The sequence below is a fragment of the Jannaschia sp. W003 genome (assembly GCF_025144335.1).
Classification (GTDB): Bacteria; Pseudomonadota; Alphaproteobacteria; order Rhodobacterales; family Rhodobacteraceae; genus Jannaschia.
The window spans coordinates 521,791-538,999 of sequence record NZ_CP083539.1; the positions used below are offsets into that span (position 1 = coordinate 521,791).

Genomic DNA, 17,209 nt, shown 5'->3' on the forward strand with positions numbered 1-17,209 from the left:
CGGCCATTAGCTCCGATCCGGCGCCCCGGCGGGGAAAATTACGTGCGCTCAATCACATCGCCCGGGGCGTGTTGCCGCTACGACACTCGCGAGCCCCCCTCGGCCCGCTCGCCCGCGTCCCCGTCCCCGCCGAGCATCCGCACCTCGCGCTGCGGGAACGGGATCGAGATGCCCTCCGCCTGGAACGCGTCCCACAGGGCGAGGTAGACGTTGCCGCGGATGTTGGTCAGGCCCTCGGTGGGGTCGGCGATCCAGAAGCGCAGGATGTAGTCCACGCTGGAGTCGCCGAAGCCGACGATGTGGCACACCGGCGCCTTGGCCGAGAGCACCCGCCCCACCCCCTTGGCGGCCGCGATCGCCGTGCGGCGCACCAGATGGGGGTCGTCGCCGTAGGCGGTGCCGAAGAAGATGTCGAGGCGCACGAGGTCGTTGGAGTGCGACCAGTTCACCACCTGCCCGGTGATGAGGTCCTCGTTCGGGATCAGGTACTCCTTGCCGTCGCGCGTGGTGATCGAGACGTAGCGCGCGGTCAGCGTGGTGACCCAGCCGAAGGTGTCGCCGATCGAGATCACGTCGCCGGGCTTGATCGACTTGTCGAGGAGGATGATCACCCCCGACACGAGGTTCGAGATCACCTTCTGCAGGCCGAAGCCTAGGCCCACGCCGATGGCGCCCGAGAGGACGGCGAGGCCCGTGAGGTCCACGCCCACCGCCTTCAGCCCCAGGAAGAACGCGCCCGCGTAGAGAACGATCTGGAGCATCTTGACCACGAGCACCCGCATCGAGGGGCTGAGGTCCTCGTTGCGGGTCACGCGCGCGGCCGAGGCCGTGGAGACGAAGCGCGCGGCCGCGAAGAGCACGAGGATCAGGGCGAAGGCGCTGATGGCGCTCCAGACCGAGATGCGGATGCCGCCCATCTGAACGGCCAGCCCGTCGAGCGCGGCCTCGGTCTCGTCGAGCAGCCCGAGGTAGAACAGCGTGACCCAGATCCACAGGCCCCAGGCCACGATGCGGCGCAGGAACGGGTTGCGCACCAGCCGCGTGAGGAAGGCCACCACCACCCAGGCGGTGCCGATGGTCGCGGCCAGCTGCAGCAGGCGGTACTGCGTGGGCCAGCGCATCGTCTCGAACGCGACGAGGTAGGCCACCCAGGCGAGCGCCGCGAAGGAGATCAGCCCCAGCCGGTTGCGCAGGATCACCAGCGCGCGGAGCTGCCACTTGGGCCGGTGCGTGAGCCCGCGCATCCACTCGGTCATCCGCGCCGCCAGCACGTGCCGAAGCCCGAGGGCGGCGAGCGCCACGAAGGCGAGGATCAGCAGCTGCCACAGGTTGCGCGGCCGCAGGAGGTCGTCCGCGAACAGCGTGGCGCGGGTCCACAGGAGCGAGAGCTGCTCGGCCAGCGGCACGAGATCCTGGAGGGCGGGGTCCATGCGGCACTCTTGCTGCGCCCGCCCGCCCCGCGCAACCGCGCGCGAGCGCGCACCCGGCGAGATCGCCCGCCGCTTCCGCCGGCGGCATGGCGCTCCCGTCCCGCGCGATCCGCCGCACCGCCCGGCCCCCTCGTGGGCAAGGTTGCCCAGCCCCCTCGGTCTTCGTTTCGAAAATACCTCGGGGGAGCCACCGAAGGCGGCGGGGGCAGAGCCCCCTGCCACCCTAGCCTCTCCACCGCGCCTTGCCGCCGGGGCCCACGGGGCGTAGATCGGTCGGCGCTATGAGACGGGTGCATGACCTGAGCGACCGCGACTTCCTGCCCTGGCGCTTCCACGGCGCCCGGCGGTCCGTGCTCGCGCGGCTCTAGGCGGCGCCCCCCGCCCCCACTCCCCCCTTCCACTCCATCCGGAGGACGCCGCCATGGCCGGCAAGACGCTCTACGACAAGATCTGGGACGCCCATCTCGTGCACGAGGCCGAGGACGGCACCGCGCTGCTCTACATCGACCGCCACCTAGTCCACGAGGTGACCTCGCCGCAGGCCTTCGAGGGCCTGCGCATGGCGGGACGCGGCGTCCACGCGCCCGAGCGCACCATCGCGGTGCCCGACCACAACGTGCCCACCACGCTCGACCGCGCGGACGCCTCCACCATGACCGAGGACAGCCGCATCCAGGTCGAGGCGCTCGACCGCAACGCCAAGGAGTTCGGCATCCACTACTACCCGGTGTCGGACGTCCGTCAGGGCATCGTGCACATCGTCGGCCCCGAGCAGGGCTGGACGCTGCCGGGCATGACCGTGGTCTGCGGCGACAGCCACACCGCCACCCACGGCGCCTTCGGCGCGCTCGCCCACGGCATCGGCACCTCGGAGGTGGAGCACGTGCTCGCCACCCAGACGCTGATCCAGCGCAAATCGCGGAACATGAAGGTCGAGATCACCGGCCGCCTCGCCCCCGGGGTCACCGCCAAGGACATCACCCTGTCGGTGATCGGCCACACCGGGACCGCGGGCGGCACCGGCTACGTGATCGAGTACTGCGGCGAGGCGATCCGCGCGCTGTCGATGGAAGGCCGCATGACGGTCTGCAACATGGCCATCGAGGGCGGCGCCCGCGCCGGCCTCATCGCCCCCGACGAGACGACGTTCGCCTACGTGAAGGGCCGCCCCCACGCGCCGAAGGGCGCGCAGTGGGAGGCTGCCCTCAACTGGTGGAAGACGCTTCGCTCCGACGACGATGCCCACTGGGACAAGGTCGTCACCATCCGCGGCGAGGACATCGCGCCGGTGGTGACCTGGGGCACCTCGCCCGAGGACGTGCTGCCGATCACCGCCGCCGTGCCCTCGCCCGAGGACTTCCGGGGCGGCAAGGTCGCCGCCGCGAAGCGCTCGCTGGAGTACATGGGGCTCAAGCCCGGCACGCCGCTGCGCGAGGTGCCGATCGACACGGTGTTCATCGGGTCGTGCACAAACGGCCGGATCGAGGACCTGCGCGCCGCCGCCGAGATCCTGCGGGGGCACAAGGTCAAGGAGGGCATCCGCGCCATGGTGGTGCCCGGCTCGGGCCTCGTGCGCGCGCAGGCCGAGGAGGAGGGGCTGGCGGACATCTTCAAGGCCGCGGGCTTCGAGTGGCGCCTCGCGGGCTGCTCCATGTGCCTGGCCATGAACCCCGACCAGCTCGCCCCCGGCGAGCGCTGCGCGGCGACCTCGAACCGCAACTTCGAGGGACGCCAGGGCCGCGGCGGGCGCACGCACCTGATGTCGCCGGCGATGGCGGCGGCGGCGGCGATCACCGGGCGCCTGACGGACGTGCGCGAGATGATGGGCGCCGACGCCTGACACGGCGGCGCCCCCCGGACCGCGGGGTCCGGGGGGCGCCGCCGCCCTCGCTCAGCCCGGCAGGGCGCCCAGCATCACCACCTCGCCCACGGCGTCGCAGCCGGGCATGGCGACGCGGATCGGCGTCGCCCGCGGCGCGGCGCCGGGCACGGCGCGGATCGCGGTGGCCTCGATGTCGCGGCCGCAGTTCGCCTCGGTCACCACGGCATCCACCGACAACTCCACGGGAAGGTCCGCGGGCGCGGTGTAGATCATCGCCATCCGGCCGCCGGTGGCGGCGGTCCCCAGCTCCTGCAGGAAGCCGCCCCGCCCGGACAGGGCGTGGGGCCGGATCCCGGGGCTGAGGGGGCCGACATGGCCGCGCTCGCCCCAGGCGGCGCCGCGCTCGAAGGCATGGAGCTCCAGTCCCGCGGCGGCGTCCATCACCAGCATCGCCCGCGCGTAGCCCGGCAGGTCCAGCGGCGCGTGCCGCACCTCGACCGGATCGTGGCCGTCCACCGCCACCGCGTAGCGCGGCGCCTCGCTCAGCGCGGGCATCTCCAGCACCGCGCGCCCGCCCGCGTCGAGCGCGGCGGTGATGGCGATGCCGTCGTGGGAGACCTCGAGCCGGGCGCCGGGGTCGCAGGCGGCGCGGATCGACAGCTCCACCGTGGCGGCGGCGATGGGCGCGGCCTCCACCGCGACGTCGCAGATCGCGGCGGTCATGCGCACGATGCCCGCGGCGTCGGGAACCGGCGCCGACAGCGAGACCGGCGCCACGGCCCGCGGCGCGGGCGCCACGGCGGCCTCGCGGACGGCGGGCGCCGGGGGCAGCGCCGCGGCGGCGCGCTCCACCACGGGCGGCAGCACGGCGACCCCCTCCGCCACCGGGGCGGCGGAGGGCCAGGGGGCCATGAGGCCCGCGCCGACGCCCGCGCCGAGCGCGAGGACCAGCGCGGTCACCCCGACGGCGGCGAGGCGCCGGGTGCGCCGCTCGGCGGCGGGAACGGCGGCGGGGGGGTCCACCAGGTCGAAGAAGTCGTCGGTCGCGGGGGTCGTCTCGGGCGTGGCGTGAGTGTCGGGCATGTCGGGTCCTCCGGGGACCGTGATGCCGGACGGCTCTGTCGCGAATGGGGCAACACCCTGTTTCCGGCGGACCGATTCCGGGACGGATCCGCGTCCATGCGCCCGGACCGGGGCCTGCGGATCAGACCGGGGGGCCGGCCTCGATGTCGCGGTCGGCCTCGGGCACGTCGAGCGTGGACCAGGTCTCGCCCGGCGGCGCGGGCGGCGGCGCGCAGGTGCTCTGGTGGATGTTCACGCGGGCCAGGAAGTTGGCCGAGACCGGCGCGGTCACGAACAGGAACGCCATGATCAGCAGCTCGTGCAGCGCGCTGCCCCCGGTGGCGAGGGCGTGGATCATGGCGGCCAGCAGGAACGAGCCGGTGCCCAGCGTGCCCGCCTTGGTGGGGGCATGGAGGCGGGTCATGGGGTCGTCGAGCTTCAGGAGGCCGATCGCGGCCACGAGCGTGAAGACAAGCCCCACCAGGAGGCACAGCGCGATCGCCAGGAGGACGAGGGTATCGAGGGTCATTCGATCACGTCCCCGCGCAGGACGAAGCGCGCGTAGGCCACAGTGGAGACGAAGCCGAGCATGGCGATGATGAGGGTCGCCTCGAAGTAGATCGCGGTGCCCTGCGCGATGCCCAGCAGCACGATCAGCCCGAGGGCGTTGATGAACATGGTGTCGAGCGCGAGGATACGGTCCGCGGTGGAGGGCCCGATCCACAGGCGCACCATGGCCATGATCTGCGCGAGCGCGGTGCCCGCGAAGGCGGCGAAGAGGGTCCAGCGCAGGAGGTCGGCGGCAAGGGTCATTCGAAGATCTCCCGGAGGCGGCGCTCGTAGCGGTGCTTGATGTCGTCGCGCACCCCGTCGGGGTCGGGCGCGTCGAGGGCGTGGACGAGCAGGAAGCGCCCGCTCTCGGACAGGTCCGCCGAGACGGTGCCGGGCGTCAGCGTGATGGTGCCCATCAGCACCGCGATCGCCTCGGGCTGGCGCAGGTCGAGCGGGATCACCACCCAGGCGGGGCGCATCGCGGCGTTGCTCTTGGTGAGCACGATCCAGGCCACCTGCACGTTGGCCACCGCGATGTCCCAGATCACCAGGAACACGTAGCCCAGCAGCGGCAGAAGCCGGACGCGCCGCGGCCGGTCGGGCCACCACGGCGCGGTGAGGACGGGGACGAGGATGCCGAGGATCAGCCCCACCACCGCCATGCCGGCCGAGAAGCCCGGCTGCAGCAGGATCCACACCAGCGTGAGCAGCAGCGTCAGCAGCGGGTGCGGCAGGAGGCGGCGCAGCGCGGAGCGGGCCATGTCAGCGGTCTCCCTCGGTCGGGACGCGGGCGGCGGCGGGGTCCCAGAGGCGGCCCGGCGTCTCCAGCACGGTGGCGACGTAGCGCGTGGGGGTCAGGAGCTGGCGCGACACCGCGTCCGCGTAGGCGGTGATGGGACCGGCGAAGGCGGTGTGGAGCACCAGCAGCGCCACCAGCATCCCCACCGCCGCGAAGCCGAGCGCGGGGGGCGCGGGGCGGGGGTCCGCGGCGGGCGCTTCGGCTTCGACGGGCGCGCCGGGGTCCGCGGGCACGTCCGCCGCGCGCACCGCGCGGCCGCGCCAGAACACCGCCGAGCCCGCGCGCGCGAAGCCCACCATCGCCACGAGGCTGGTGCCGAGCACCACGGCCCAGACCCAGACCGCGCCGGGCCGCCCGAAGGCGGCGTCGAGGATCAGCAGCTTGCCGATGAAGCCCGACAGCGGCGGCAGGCCCACCATGGCGATCGCGGCGGCGAAGAACAGCGCGGCGGTGCGCGTGGCCCCGGCGCGCGGCACGACGTCGGCCGCCGTGTCGTCCTGCCCGCGCCCCCCGGCCACGAGGTCGACGACGAGGAACAGCGCCCCCGCCGCCAGCGTGGAGTGGACGACGTAGTAGAGCGCAGCCGAAATGCCGGCGGCGGTGAACAGCGAGATCGCCGTCATCACCATGCCCATGGAGCCGATCACCGCGAAGGCCACCAGCCGGTCCAGCCGCCGCGCCGCCAGGACGCCCACCATGCCCACCGCCACGGAGACGAGGGCGAGGGGCAGCAGCCACGCGCCGTGCAGCCCGGCGGTGGCCTCCAGCCCCGGCGGGAAGATCAGCGTGAAGACCCGGATGATGCTGTAGGCCCCCACCTTGGTCATGATCGCGAAGAGGGCCGCCACGGGCGCAGGCGCCTCGGCGTAGCTGGATGGCAGCCAGAAGTGCAGCGGCACCAGCGCCGCCTTCACCGCGAATACGAGCAGCAGCAGCACCGCGGCGACGCGGATGCCCGCGGTCCCCTCGGGCCCGATCAGCGCCACGCGCCCGGCGAGGTCGGCCATGTTGAGCGTGCCGGTCTCGGCGTAGAGTGCGCCCATCGCGAACAGGAAGAGCGTGGAGCCAAGGAGGTTGTAGAGCACGTACTGCGTGCCCGCCCGCAGCCGCGCCGTGCCGCCCGCGTGGATCATCAGCCCGTAGGAGGCGATCAGCAGCACCTCGAAGAACACGAAGAGGTTGAACAGGTCGCCCGTCAGGAACGCGCCGAGGATGCCCATGAGCTGGAACTGGAACAGCGCGTGGAAGTGCTTGCCGCGGGCGTCCCACCCGGACCCGACCGCATACAGCAGGACCGGCAGGGCCAGCGCGCAGGTCAGCACCAGCATCAGCGTCGAGAGGCGGTCGGCCACCAGCACGATGCCGAAGGGCGCCGCCCAGTCGCCCAGGCGGTAGAGCGTCACGGTGCCGTCCGAGGCCTCCCACGCAAGGGCGACCGACAGCAGAAGGAGCACCGCGGTGCCGCCCACCGAGACCACGCGCTGGATCGCGACGTGGTGGCGCGCGGCCAGGATGATGAACGAGGCTAGGAAGGCCGGCAGGACGATGGGGACGACGGACCAGTGGCTCACGGGGCGTCCTCCGGGGCGGGGTCGTCGACCCGGTCGTCGTCGGCGTGGAGGAAGGCGCCGAGGGCGATCATCACCACCACCGCGGTCATGCCGAACGAGATCACGATGGCGGTCAGCACCAGCGCCTGCGGCAGCGGGTCGGTGTAGCGCGCGGCGTCCCCGAGGATCGGCGGCGCGCCCACCACGAGGCGCCCCGAGGCGAACAGGAACACGTTCACCGCGTAGGTCAGCAGCGAGGTGCCCAGAATCACCGGGAAGGTGCGCAGGCGCAACACGAGGTAGAGGCCCGCGGCGGTCAGGACGCCGATGCCGGATGCGACGAGAAGCTCCACGTCAGGCCTCCCCGGCCGCGTCGCGGGATGGGTCGATCTCCATGGGGTGCTCGTCCTCCGGGTCGTGGGCGCGCCGGGCGAGGCGCGAGAAGCTCTCGAGCGACAGCATCACCGCGCCGACGACCGCGAGCAGCACGCCCACGTCGAACAGCGCGGCGGTGGCCAGCTCGAACTTCTCGAAAGGCGGGATGCGCACGTAGGTGAAGGCCGACGAGAGGAACGGCGCGCCGAAGAACCACGAGCCGATGCCCGTCAGCCCCGCCACCAGCACGCCCGCGCCGATCACGCCGTGGTAGGGGTAGCGCAGCCGCGCCGAGGTCCAGGCGAAGCCGCTGGCCATGTACTGCATCACGAAGGCGATGGCGACGATCAGGCCGGCGATGAAGCCGCCGCCCGGCTCGTTGTGGCCGCGCCAGAAGACGTAGAGCGCCACCACCAGCACCACCGGCATCATCACGCGGGTCACCATCACCATCGGGATCGGGTGGCGCCCGCCCGCGCGCGGCTGGTCGGGACGGCGGTGCAGCAGGCGCGCGCGCACCGGGCCGCCCAGCAGCGCCTCGGTCAGGGCGTAGATCAGGACGGCCGCGATCGAGAGCACGATGATCTCGCCGAAGGTGTCGAAGCCGCGGAAGTCCACGAGGATCACGTTCACGACGTTGGTGCCGCCGCCGCCCTCGTAGCTGTTGGCGAGGTGGAAGCCCGAGATCGGCGGCGCCACCGCGTCGCGCAGGAGGTAGTGCCACGACAGCGCCGCCGTGGCCGCGCCCCCGGCGACGGCGATGGCGGCGTCGCGGACCCGGCGGGCCGCACCGCTCTCGCGCGGGGTGTGGTTGGGCAGGAAGTTGAGGGCGAGCAGCAGGAGGATGATCGTCACCACCTCGACCGTGAGCTGCGTCATGGCGAGGTCGGGCGCCGAGAACAGCACGAAGCCCGCGGTGACCATCAGGCCGACGATGCCGATCAGGATCAGCGACAGGAGGCGGCTGCGGTGGAGGAAGACCAGCCCGGCGGCGGCCGCCACCAGCATCGCCCAGCCCGCGACGTGGACCACCGACGGCACCTGGAGCGCCCGCGTCGGGGGCGCGACGGTGCCCGAAAGGAAGGCGTGGAGGCCCAGCGCCACCACGGCCACCGCGAACACCGCGGCGTAGCGAGTGAAGGCGCCGTCGTGGAGGGGGAGGACCGCGCCGCGGGCGGCGCGCACCGCGCCCCGGATCACGCCGTCGAACAGCCGCTTGGCCTCGGGGCGCGGCGAGCGGTCCCAGAGGCGCAGCGCGGGGCTGTACGCCCAGAGCAGCGCGAGGCCGCCGGCCACCGCGATGATCGACACCCACAGCGCGGGCACCAGCCCGTGCCACACCGCGAGGTGGGCGTCGGGCACCTCGGCGGCGCCGCCCAGCACGGCGGCGGTGACCAGCTTCACGAAGGGCTCGGCCAGGAACGGCGCGACGCCCAAGACCACCACCGGCACCACCAGGATCGCGGGCGGCAGCCAGAGGCCGGGGCCGGGATCGTGGGGATGGGCGGGGTAGTCGTCGCGCACGGGGCCGAGGAAGGTGTGGCCGACGAAGCGGAAGCAGTAGGCCGCCGACAACAGCGAGCCGAGCCCCGCCAGCACCGGCACCAGCCAGGGCAGGCCGAAGAGCGTGGTGTGGAGCGCCTCCTCGAGCATCATCTCCTTGGAGACGAAGCCGTTCAGCAGAGGGATGCCCGCCATCGACAGCGCGGCGAGCGTGGCGATCGCGAAGGTGATCGGCATGAGCCGCCGCAGGCCGCCGAGGCGCAGGACGTCGCGGGTGCCGGTCTCGTGGTCGATGATGCCGGCGGACATGAAGAGCGCGGCCTTGAAAGTGGCGTGGTTCAGGATGTGGAAGACCGCCGCCATGGCGCCGAACGCCGTGCCGGTGCCGAGCAGCATGGTGATGAGCCCGAGGTGGCTGACGGTGGAGAAGGCCAAGAGCGCCTTCAAGTCGTGCTTGAAGAGGGCGATGGCGGCGCCCAGCACCATCGTCACCAGCCCCGCCCCGGTGACGAGCGCGAACCACTCCGGCGTGCCCGACAGCACCGGCCAGAGGCGCGCGAGCAGGAACAGCCCCGCCTTCACCATGGTCGCCGAATGGAGGTAGGCCGACACCGGCGTGGGCGCGGCCATGGCGTGGGGCAGCCAGAAGTGGAACGGGAACTGCGCCGACTTGGTGAAGCAGCCCAGCAGGATCAGCAGCAGCGCGGGCACGTAGAGCGGCGAGGCCTGGATCGCCTCGCGCGACTGGAGGATCACGCTCAGGTCGTAGGAGCCCGCGATGCGGCCCAGGAGCAGCATGCCCCCGACGAGGGCCAGCCCGCCCATGCCCGTGACGGTCAGCGCCATGCGCGCGCCCTGGCGGCCCTCGGGCAGGTGCTTCCAGTAGCCGATCAGCAGGAACGACGACAGCGAGGTCAGCTCCCAGAAGACCAGCAGCAGCAGGACGTTGTCGCTCAGCACGATGCCCACCATCGCGCCCTGGAACAGCAGCAGGTAGGTGAAGAACTCGCCCATGTTGTCGTCGCGGCTGAGGTAGTGGCGCGCGTAGGCGATGATCAGGAGGCCGATGCCGAGGATCAGGGCGGCGAAGAAGAAGCCCAGCGGGTCCAGCATCAGCGTGAAGTTGAGACCCAGTTGCGGGATCCACTCCGCGCGCCACAGCACCGGCGTGCCCGCGAGCACGTCGGGCAGCGTGGTCAGCAGTCCGACGAAGGCGGCCAGCGTGACCGTGAAGGTGACGCGCGCGCAGACCTTGCGGCCCGCGCCGTTCATCAGGCCGGGCAGCAGCGCCCCGAGGAAGGGCAGCGCGACGATCAGGAGAAGGGACACGCGAACTCCGGGGTCTCTGGCGCAGTCGGTTCGACCCCGGCGGGGCCGTGCGCGAGCATCGGGATGTTTGCCCCGGTCCGCAAGCCGCCGGGGGGCGCGATCCCCCTAGCGGGATCGCGCGGGGAAGGCCACGCCCGAGCGGAGGCCTAGCCGCGCCCCTCGCGCAGCCAGGCCAGCGTGGCGAGGCCCGCGGCCAGCAGGAGGAACAGCCAGGGCGGCACCAGCGACAGGAGGCGCACGTCGGCGGTGAGGTAGGCGCCGCGCGGCACGTAGCCCAGCCAGCCGCGCCCCGCGGCGGTGCCGCCCGCGCGCACCGCGCGCAGGTCGGGCGCGCCGGCCTCCACGGCGAGCGCGCCGCCGCCCGTGGCCTCCAGCGCCGGGGCCATCTCGGCGTCGGTCGCGATGGTCCGCTCGAACTCGCGCGGCGCGGCGGGGCCGAGGCCGATCACGGCGGTGCGCTCGCCCTCGCGGAAGCGGTAGAGACCCTGCTCCGCCCCGACGAGACGCGCCTTGAAGCGCCCCGGCGCCTCCTCCTCCAGCGCCAGCTCGGTCTCGGTGCCGTCGGGCGCGGTCACGGCGAGCGGTCCCGGCGGCCCCTCGAGCGTGCGGCGCGTCACGGTGATCTCCTGGCCCAGCGCGCTCGCGGTCAGCGCCTCCTCCTCCAGCTCCGGCTCGCCCATCAGCCAGTGCGCGAGGCGGCGCAGCAGCTCGGCCTGCGGCCCGCCCCCCTCGACGCCCCGGTCCCAGAGCCACACGTGGTCGGAGCCCAGCAGCGCCACGCGCCCGGCCTTCACGCGGTCGAGCACCAGCAGCGGCTGGTCCTCGTCGCCGGTCATGGCGACCTGCGCACCGGGCAGCGCCTCGACCTCGACCTGGCGGAACCAGCGGCCCCAGGGCGCGCCGTCCTCGCCGAAGCCGTCCGGCAGGCCCTCGGTGACGGGGTGCTTCTCGCCCAACTCCGAGATCGCGGGCAGGAAGGGCGCGTCGATCACGCGCGCGGTGGGCGCGGCGGGCAGGATGTCGGCCAGCGGCGAGCGGTAGATGCTGTCGGCGGTCGCGTAGTCGGGACCGGCGGCGATCAGCAGCGCGCCGCCGCCCTCGACGTAGGCGCGCACGTTGTCGAGGTAGATCGACGGCAGGATGCCGCGGCGCTGGTAGCGGTCGAAGATGATGAGGTCGAACTCGTCGATCTTCTCGGAGAAGAGCTCGCGCGTCGGAAAGGCGATCAGCGACAGCTCGGTGACGGGCACGCCGTCCTGCTTGCCGGGGGGCCGCAGGATCGTGAAGTGCACGAGGTCCACGGCGGCGTCCGACTTCAGGAGGTTGCGCCAGGTGCGCTGGCCGGGATGGGGCTCGCCCGAGACCAGCAGCACGCGCAGGCGGTCGCGCACGCCGTTGATCTGCACGATCTGGGCGTTGTTGCGGTCCGTCAGCTCGCCCGGCGCCTCGGGCAGGCGGAACTCCATGACGTTGAGCCCGCCGTGGGGCAGCACGATAGGCAGCTCCAGGTCCTCGCCCACGGGCACGCGGTAGGTGCGCGGCTGGCCGCCGTCCACGGCGAGCACGATGTCGGCCATGGGCCCGAGGCCCGCGGGCACCGCGCCCTCGTCCTCGATCCGCAGGGTGATCGTGAATTCCTCGTCGAGGATCGCGAAGGCCGGCGCGTTGCGGATCACGAGCCGCCGGTCCCAGTCCGCGGCCCGGCCCGTGCGCAGGAGGTGCAGCGGCGCGGGCAGGTCGGGCGCCAGCGCGGCGTCATGGACGCGCCCGTCGGACACCAGCACCGCGCCGGCCACGCGGTCGCGGGGCACCTCGGCCAGCAGCCCGTCCAGCGCGGCCATAGCCAGGGTGCCGGCGTCGCCCTCGCCGTCGCCCACGGGCGCCACGCGCACGTCCAGCCCCTCGCGCTCGGCCTCCGCGAGGAGGTCCGCGAGGGCGGCGTCGGTCTGCGCGCCGCGGTCCGACAGCGTCTGCGACGCGCTCCGGTCCACGGCGACCAGCAGGATGTCGGTGAGCGGCTCGCGCGCCTCGGTCTTGAGCGACGGGTCGGCAAGGGCCAAGCCAAGGGCCGCGACGGCCAGCCCGCGCAGCCACCAGCCCGGCAGGCGGCGCCACGCGGCCAGCGCCACGGAGAGGAGGCCGAGGCCCGCCACGGCGGCGATCAGCCACCAGGGCAGCATCGGGTCGAGGACGATCTCGCGGGCCATGGCCTAGTTCCCCAGCCGGTCGAGCAGGGCGGGCACGTGCACCTGATCGGATTTGTAGTTGCCCGAGAGCACGTGCATCACGAGGTTCACGCCGAAGCGCAGGGCGATCTCGCGCTGCTGCTCGCCCGCGAAGCCCGCGCCGATGGGCAGGAGGGGGCGGCCCCGCTCGTCCACGGCCCAGGCCGAGGCCCAGTCGTTGGCGCCGATCAGCACCGGGGTCACGCCGTCGTTGAGGTTGCGGAACGGCATGCCCGGCACGGCCTCGGTGGCGGGCGCGGCCTCGACCCAGACGTCGCGCGAGGCGTGGCGGCCCGGGAAGTCCTGCAGGAGGTAGAAGGCGCGCGTCAGCACGTGGTCGGCGGGCAGCAGCTCCAGCGGCGGCACGTCGAGGGGGGCGGCCAGGTCGCGCAGGCGCTGGCTCGCGGGCGAGGAGGAGCCGAAGCCGCCCAGGTCGGCGTCGCGGGTGTCGAACACGATCATGCCGCCGCCGCGCAGGTAGCGGTTGAGGCGGGCGTAGGCCTCGGCGGACGGGATCGGCTGCTCGGCCGTCACGGGCCAGTAGAGCAGCGGGAAGAAGGCCAGCTCGTCGGTCTCGAGGTCCACGCCGCGCGGCGCCTCGGGCTCGACGCTGGTTCGCTGGGTCAGGGTCTGCGACAGGCCCCGGAGGCCCGCCTCGGAGACGTCGTCCAGCCGCGCGTCGCCCGTCCGCACGTAGGCCAGCGCCACGTCGGTCGGCACGGCCAGCGCCTCCTGCGCCCGCGCCTCGGGGGCCACCGCGAGGGCCAGCAGCACGGTGGCGGCCACGGCCCCGCGGCGCAGGCGCCCGCCCAGCGCGAGCGAGGCCACCGCGTCGGCGGCGAGGAGAACCAGCGCGAGGGCCAGCAGCCACGGCATCAGCGGGGTCTCCTCCTCGACGCTGAGCCGTTCCACCGAAGTGCCGGCGGGGTAGCGCGCCGCCCGCAGCTCGGCGCCGCGCGCCACGACGTTCACGGCGAGGCTCTGCCCCGGCCCCTCGTAGACGCCCGGCGCGAGGTCGGGGCCCACGGGCTCCAGCAGCGCCTCGCCCGGCAGGCCCGGCAGGTCGCCCGCGTCGCGCGCCGTGCCGAAGCCGTCGAGCACGGTGCGCGGCGTCCAGGTCGTGCCCTCCAGCGCCTCCAGGTCCGGGGCGGAGGGACGGGTCGAGACGGCGAGCCGCTCCAGCATCTGCACGAACAGGCCCGAAAGGGGCAGCGTCGACCACTCGGCGTTGGCGGTGACGTGGAACAGCACCACCTGCCCCTCGCCCAGCGCCTTGCGCGTGACCAGCGGCGTGCCGTCCTCAAGTGCCGCGATGGCGCGCGCGGCGAGCGTGGGGTCGGGCTGGGCCACGACCTGGCTCTCCACCGTCACGTCCCCGGGGATGGCGAGGCCGAAGAAGGGACTGTCCTCCGCGAAGGGCCGCAGCCCCCGCGGCTCGCCCCAGCTCAGGGTCCCGCCCACCGAGCGCCCGCCCGCCCGCAGGCGCACCGGCAGGAGCGGCTCCTCGGCGTCGCGCGCGGTGTCCGAGGCGGCGAGGTTCGGGCCGGCGAAGCGCAGGAGCAGGCCTCCGCCGTCCACCCACGCCGCCACGCGCTCGGCCTCGGCGGGCGACAGGCGCGCCACGTCGGCCATCACGAGGACGTCCGGGTTCGCGGGCAGGATCGTGTCGAGGTCGCCCTCGATCAGGTCGGCCGTGGGGGCCAGCGCGCGGCGCAGGTAGAACAGGGGATCGAGCAGGTCGTCCCGCTCCTCTTCCGCTTGCGTCAGCAGCGCCACCTCGCGCCGCGCGAGGCTGTCGTCGGCCAGCGTCACGGCGCCGGCGGAGCGCTCGGCAACCACCTCGAAGCGGGCCACGCGGTTGCGCAGCTCGGGCGGCAAGATCAGCTCGACCGCGGCCTCGGCGTTCCCCGCCTCGAAGCGGGCGATGGCCGTCCCCAGCTCGGCGGGCGCGCCGTTCGGGCCGGGGCCGACCGCGCGCAGGGGCACCTCGCGGGCCGCATCGTCGCCCACCCGCCGGGCGGTCAGCGCGATCGCCCCGTCCTCGTAGGCGGGCGGCGTGAGCGCCAGGATCGGGCGCCCGCTCTCGATCACGCGCGCGTCGGCGGCGTCGCGCCCCTCGCGCGCCAGCCCGTCGGAGAACCACACCACTTCCGCGCCGCCGGTATCCAGCGCGGCGAGGGCCTCGTAGTCCGGCGCCCAGGGGCGGGGCAGGATCGAGGGCAGGCGCTCGATCCACGCATCCGCCGCTTGGAACGGGATCTCCTCGGGCAGCGGATCGGTAAGTGGCAGAACGGCCGCCACCCGCCCGGCACGGGCGGCATCGCGCAGGAGGCCCTCGACCCGTTCCATCCGCGCGGGCCAGTCCCGCGCGGAGGCCCAGGAGGCGTCCATCACCACGAGCAGCGGCCCCGACCCGGTACCGGCCGCGCGCGGGTTCAGGATCGGCCCGGCAAAGCCCACGATCACGGCCGCGAGCGCCAGCATCCGCAGGAGCAGCAGCCACCACGGCGTGGTCGCCACCTGCGCCTCGTCGTCGCGCAGACCCAGCAGCAGCACGATCCCCGGAAAGCGGCGGCGGATCGGCGCGGGCGGGACCGCGCGGAGCAGGAACCACAGCACGGGGAGCGCCAGCAGCCCGAGCAGCAGCAGCGGCGAGGCGAAGGCCAGCGCGCTCATCGCCGCGGCCCCAGCGCGGTGTGCAGATGCAGCAGCGCCGCGGCGGCGGCGGCGTCGGTGTGGTGCACCTGGAAGCGCCAGCCGGTGCGCCGCGCCAGCTCGCGCAGCTCCGCCCGGCGGGATTCGAGGCGGGCGAGGTACTCGGAGCGCAGCGCGCCGGCCTTCAGGGTCTCGAAGCGGATCGCGCCGGACATGCTCTCGAACACGGTGCGCCCGTCGTAGGGAAAGGCCTCCTCCTCGGGGTCGAGCACCTGCACCATCACGCCCGCCACGCCCCGGTCGGCGGCGCGGGCCAGCGCCTCGCGCACGGGCGCGGGATCGCCCAGGAAGTCCGACAGGAACACGGCGCGCGCCCCCATGGGCATGACCTGCGGTCGGGGCGCGCCGTACTCGGGGGCGTCGCCACCCTCCATCATCGCGTCCGCCAGCCGCTGGAGCTGCGCGCGCCCCGCGCGCGGCGGCTCCGCGAGGTTGGCCAGCCCCGCCCGCTCGCCCGCGCGCACCGCGAGCGAGGCCAGCGCCAGCGCCAGCGTCTGCGCGCGGCGCAGCTTCGAGGGGCGGTCCCCGGCGGCGAAGCGCATCGAGGCGGCATCGTCCACCCACAGCATCACGGTCTGCGCGGCCTGCCACTCGGTCTCGCGCACGAAGTGCCCGTCGGAGCGGCCCGACTGGCGCCAGTCGATGGCGCGCCGCGCATCGCCCGGCTGGGCCGAGCGGTACTGCCAGAAGCTGTCGCCGGGCCCGGCGCGGCGGCGCCCGTGCTCGCCCATCAGCACCGTGGCGGCCAGCCGCTCGGCGTGCATCAGCAGGGGCGGCAGCGTCGCCGCCGCGCCCTCGGACCGGGCCCGGAGCGACGCGGCGCTATGGAGGGCCTCGGCCAATCAGGCCGCCCGGGGCGCGCGCACGGCGCGGTCCGCGGCGCCGTCGATGATCGCCTCCAGCGTCGCGCCCTCGGCGCGGGCGGCGAAGCTCAGCGCCATGCGGTGCAGGAGCACGGGGCGGGCCAGCCGCGCCACGTCGTCGGTCGAGGGGGCCAGGCGTCCCTCCAGCAGCGCCTGCGCGCGCACCGCCAGCATCAGCGCCTGCGCGGCGCGCGGGCCGGGGCCCCAGGCGACGTGTGCGCGCACGTGGTCGTCCGCGGTCTCGTCATCGGGGCGGCAGGCGCGCACGAGGTCGAGGATCGCCTCCACCACGCCGTCGCCCACGGGCATCCGGCGCACGATGCCCTGCGCGGCGATCAGCTGCGCGGCGTCCATGATCCGCGGCGCCTCCGCCTCCTCGGCCCCGGTGGTGGCCAGCACGATGGCCCGCTCCGTGGCGCGGTCGGGATAGGCCACGTCGACGCGCAGCAGGAACCGGTCGAGCTGGGCCTCGGGCAGCGGATAGGTGCCCTCCTGCTCCAGCGGGTTCTGGGTGGCGAGCACGTGGAACGGGCGCGGCAGCGGCCGGGTCTGGCCCGCGACCGAGACCTCGCGCTCCTGCATGGCCTGCAGGAGGGCGGACTGGGTGCGGGGCGAGGCGCGGTTGATCTCGTCGGCCATCAGGAGCTGCGCGAAGATCGGCCCTTCGAGGTAGCGGAACGCGCGCGCCCCGCCCTCGCCGGTCTCCAGAACCTCCGACCCAAGGATGTCGGACGGCATCAGGTCGGGCGTGAACTGGATGCGGTTGCCGTCGAGGCCCAGCACCCGCGACAGGGTCTCGACCAGCAGCGTCTTGCCGAGGCCCGGCAGGCCCATCAGCAGCGCATGACCGCCCGACAGCATCGCGGCGAGGGTCAGGTCCACCACCCGCTCCTGCCCGACGATGCGGGTGGCCACGGCGCGGCGCGCCTCGCCGAGCCGCTCGCCCAGCGCCTCGATCTCGTCCAGAAGCTCGTCGGCCATTGC

13 protein-coding genes are annotated in these 17,209 nt (G+C 74.0%); 1 reads left to right on the forward strand and 12 read right to left on the reverse strand.

The window, feature by feature from the left end; genetic code table 11:
* Positions 1-77: 77 nt before the first annotated feature.
* Entirely contained in the window at positions 78-1,430 is a 1,353-nt protein-coding gene (locus K3554_RS02430) for a mechanosensitive ion channel family protein (protein ID WP_259943007.1), read from the reverse strand.
* Positions 1,431-1,851: 421 nt separating this feature from the next.
* Here K3554_RS02430 and leuC point away from each other — a divergent pair, with 421 nt between their 5' ends.
* Positions 1,852-3,270 (forward strand): 3-isopropylmalate dehydratase large subunit, encoded by a 1,419-nt coding sequence (gene leuC / locus K3554_RS02435; RefSeq protein WP_259943010.1) that lies wholly within the window; start codon positions 1,852-1,854, stop codon positions 3,268-3,270.
* A 51-nt stretch (positions 3,271-3,321) separates the two neighbouring features.
* Here the strand turns inward: leuC and K3554_RS02440 are convergent, their stop codons facing one another.
* The 11 genes from K3554_RS02440 to K3554_RS02490 form a co-directional block, all read right to left on the reverse strand.
* Positions 3,322-4,335 (reverse strand): hypothetical protein, encoded by a 1,014-nt coding sequence (locus tag K3554_RS02440; protein WP_259943013.1) that lies wholly within the window; start codon positions 4,333-4,335, stop codon positions 3,322-3,324.
* A gap of 121 nt (positions 4,336-4,456) precedes the next feature.
* Complete coding sequence (mnhG, locus tag K3554_RS02445) at positions 4,457-4,843, reverse strand: monovalent cation/H(+) antiporter subunit G (RefSeq protein ID WP_259943014.1); 387 nt, start codon at positions 4,841-4,843, stop codon at positions 4,457-4,459.
* The gene (locus K3554_RS02450) at positions 4,840-5,127 is read right to left on the reverse strand and encodes a K+/H+ antiporter subunit F (protein WP_311200357.1); all 288 of its coding nucleotides are present in this window, start codon (positions 5,125-5,127) and stop codon (positions 4,840-4,842) included. Before K3554_RS02450 ends, mnhG begins: the two co-directional genes overlap by 4 nt.
* Positions 5,124-5,627 carry a Na+/H+ antiporter subunit E gene (locus K3554_RS02455; protein WP_259943035.1) on the reverse strand — a complete coding sequence of 168 codons (504 nt, stop codon included), beginning with the start codon at positions 5,625-5,627 and terminating at the stop codon, positions 5,124-5,126. The genes K3554_RS02450 and K3554_RS02455 overlap by 4 nt, the downstream gene beginning before the upstream one ends.
* Position 5,628: 1 nt before the next feature.
* Positions 5,629-7,236, reverse strand: a complete 1,608-nt coding sequence (locus K3554_RS02460; RefSeq protein ID WP_259943051.1) for a monovalent cation/H+ antiporter subunit D — start codon at positions 7,234-7,236, stop codon at positions 5,629-5,631.
* A complete protein-coding gene (locus K3554_RS02465) occupies positions 7,233-7,568 on the reverse strand; it encodes a Na+/H+ antiporter subunit C (RefSeq protein WP_259943053.1) in 336 nt (111 codons plus the stop codon). Before K3554_RS02465 ends, K3554_RS02460 begins: the two co-directional genes overlap by 4 nt.
* 1 nt (position 7,569) lies before the next feature.
* Positions 7,570-10,422, reverse strand: a complete 2,853-nt coding sequence (locus K3554_RS02470) for a monovalent cation/H+ antiporter subunit A (RefSeq protein ID WP_259943055.1) — start codon at positions 10,420-10,422, stop codon at positions 7,570-7,572.
* 146 nt (positions 10,423-10,568) lie between these two features.
* Entirely contained in the window at positions 10,569-12,629 is a 2,061-nt protein-coding gene (locus K3554_RS02475; RefSeq protein ID WP_259943058.1) for a hypothetical protein, read from the reverse strand.
* A gap of 3 nt (positions 12,630-12,632) precedes the next feature.
* A complete protein-coding gene (locus K3554_RS02480) occupies positions 12,633-15,323 on the reverse strand; it encodes a DUF4159 domain-containing protein (protein WP_259943061.1) in 2,691 nt (896 codons plus the stop codon).
* A complete protein-coding gene (locus K3554_RS02485) occupies positions 15,320-16,204 on the reverse strand; it encodes a DUF58 domain-containing protein (protein ID WP_259943064.1) in 885 nt (294 codons plus the stop codon). Before K3554_RS02485 ends, K3554_RS02480 begins: the two co-directional genes overlap by 4 nt.
* The gene (locus K3554_RS02490; RefSeq protein ID WP_259943066.1) at positions 16,205-17,206 is read right to left on the reverse strand and encodes a MoxR family ATPase; all 1,002 of its coding nucleotides are present in this window, start codon (positions 17,204-17,206) and stop codon (positions 16,205-16,207) included.
* Positions 17,207-17,209: the final 3 nt, after the last annotated feature.

Excerpts from the sequence above, each read along its gene's own strand:
- K3554_RS02440 (WP_259943013.1), bottom strand. The coding sequence starts at position 4,335 with ATGCCCGACACTCACGCCACGCCCGAGACGACCCCCGCGACCGACGAC.
- K3554_RS02430 (WP_259943007.1), bottom strand. The coding sequence starts at position 1,430 with ATGGACCCCGCCCTCCAGGATCTCGTGCCGCTGGCCGAGCAGCTCTCG.
- K3554_RS02455 (WP_259943035.1), bottom strand. The coding sequence starts at position 5,627 with ATGGCCCGCTCCGCGCTGCGCCGCCTCCTGCCGCACCCGCTGCTGACG.
- K3554_RS02480 (WP_259943061.1), bottom strand. The coding sequence starts at position 15,323 with ATGAGCGCGCTGGCCTTCGCCTCGCCGCTGCTGCTGCTCGGGCTGCTG.
- K3554_RS02450 (WP_311200357.1), bottom strand. The coding sequence starts at position 5,127 with ATGACCCTTGCCGCCGACCTCCTGCGCTGGACCCTCTTCGCCGCCTTC.
- K3554_RS02490 (WP_259943066.1), bottom strand. The coding sequence starts at position 17,206 with ATGGCCGACGAGCTTCTGGACGAGATCGAGGCGCTGGGCGAGCGGCTC.
- K3554_RS02475 (WP_259943058.1), bottom strand. The coding sequence starts at position 12,629 with ATGGCCCGCGAGATCGTCCTCGACCCGATGCTGCCCTGGTGGCTGATC.
- mnhG (WP_259943014.1), bottom strand. The coding sequence starts at position 4,843 with ATGACCCTCGATACCCTCGTCCTCCTGGCGATCGCGCTGTGCCTCCTG.
- leuC (WP_259943010.1), top strand. The coding sequence starts at position 1,852 with ATGGCCGGCAAGACGCTCTACGACAAGATCTGGGACGCCCATCTCGTG.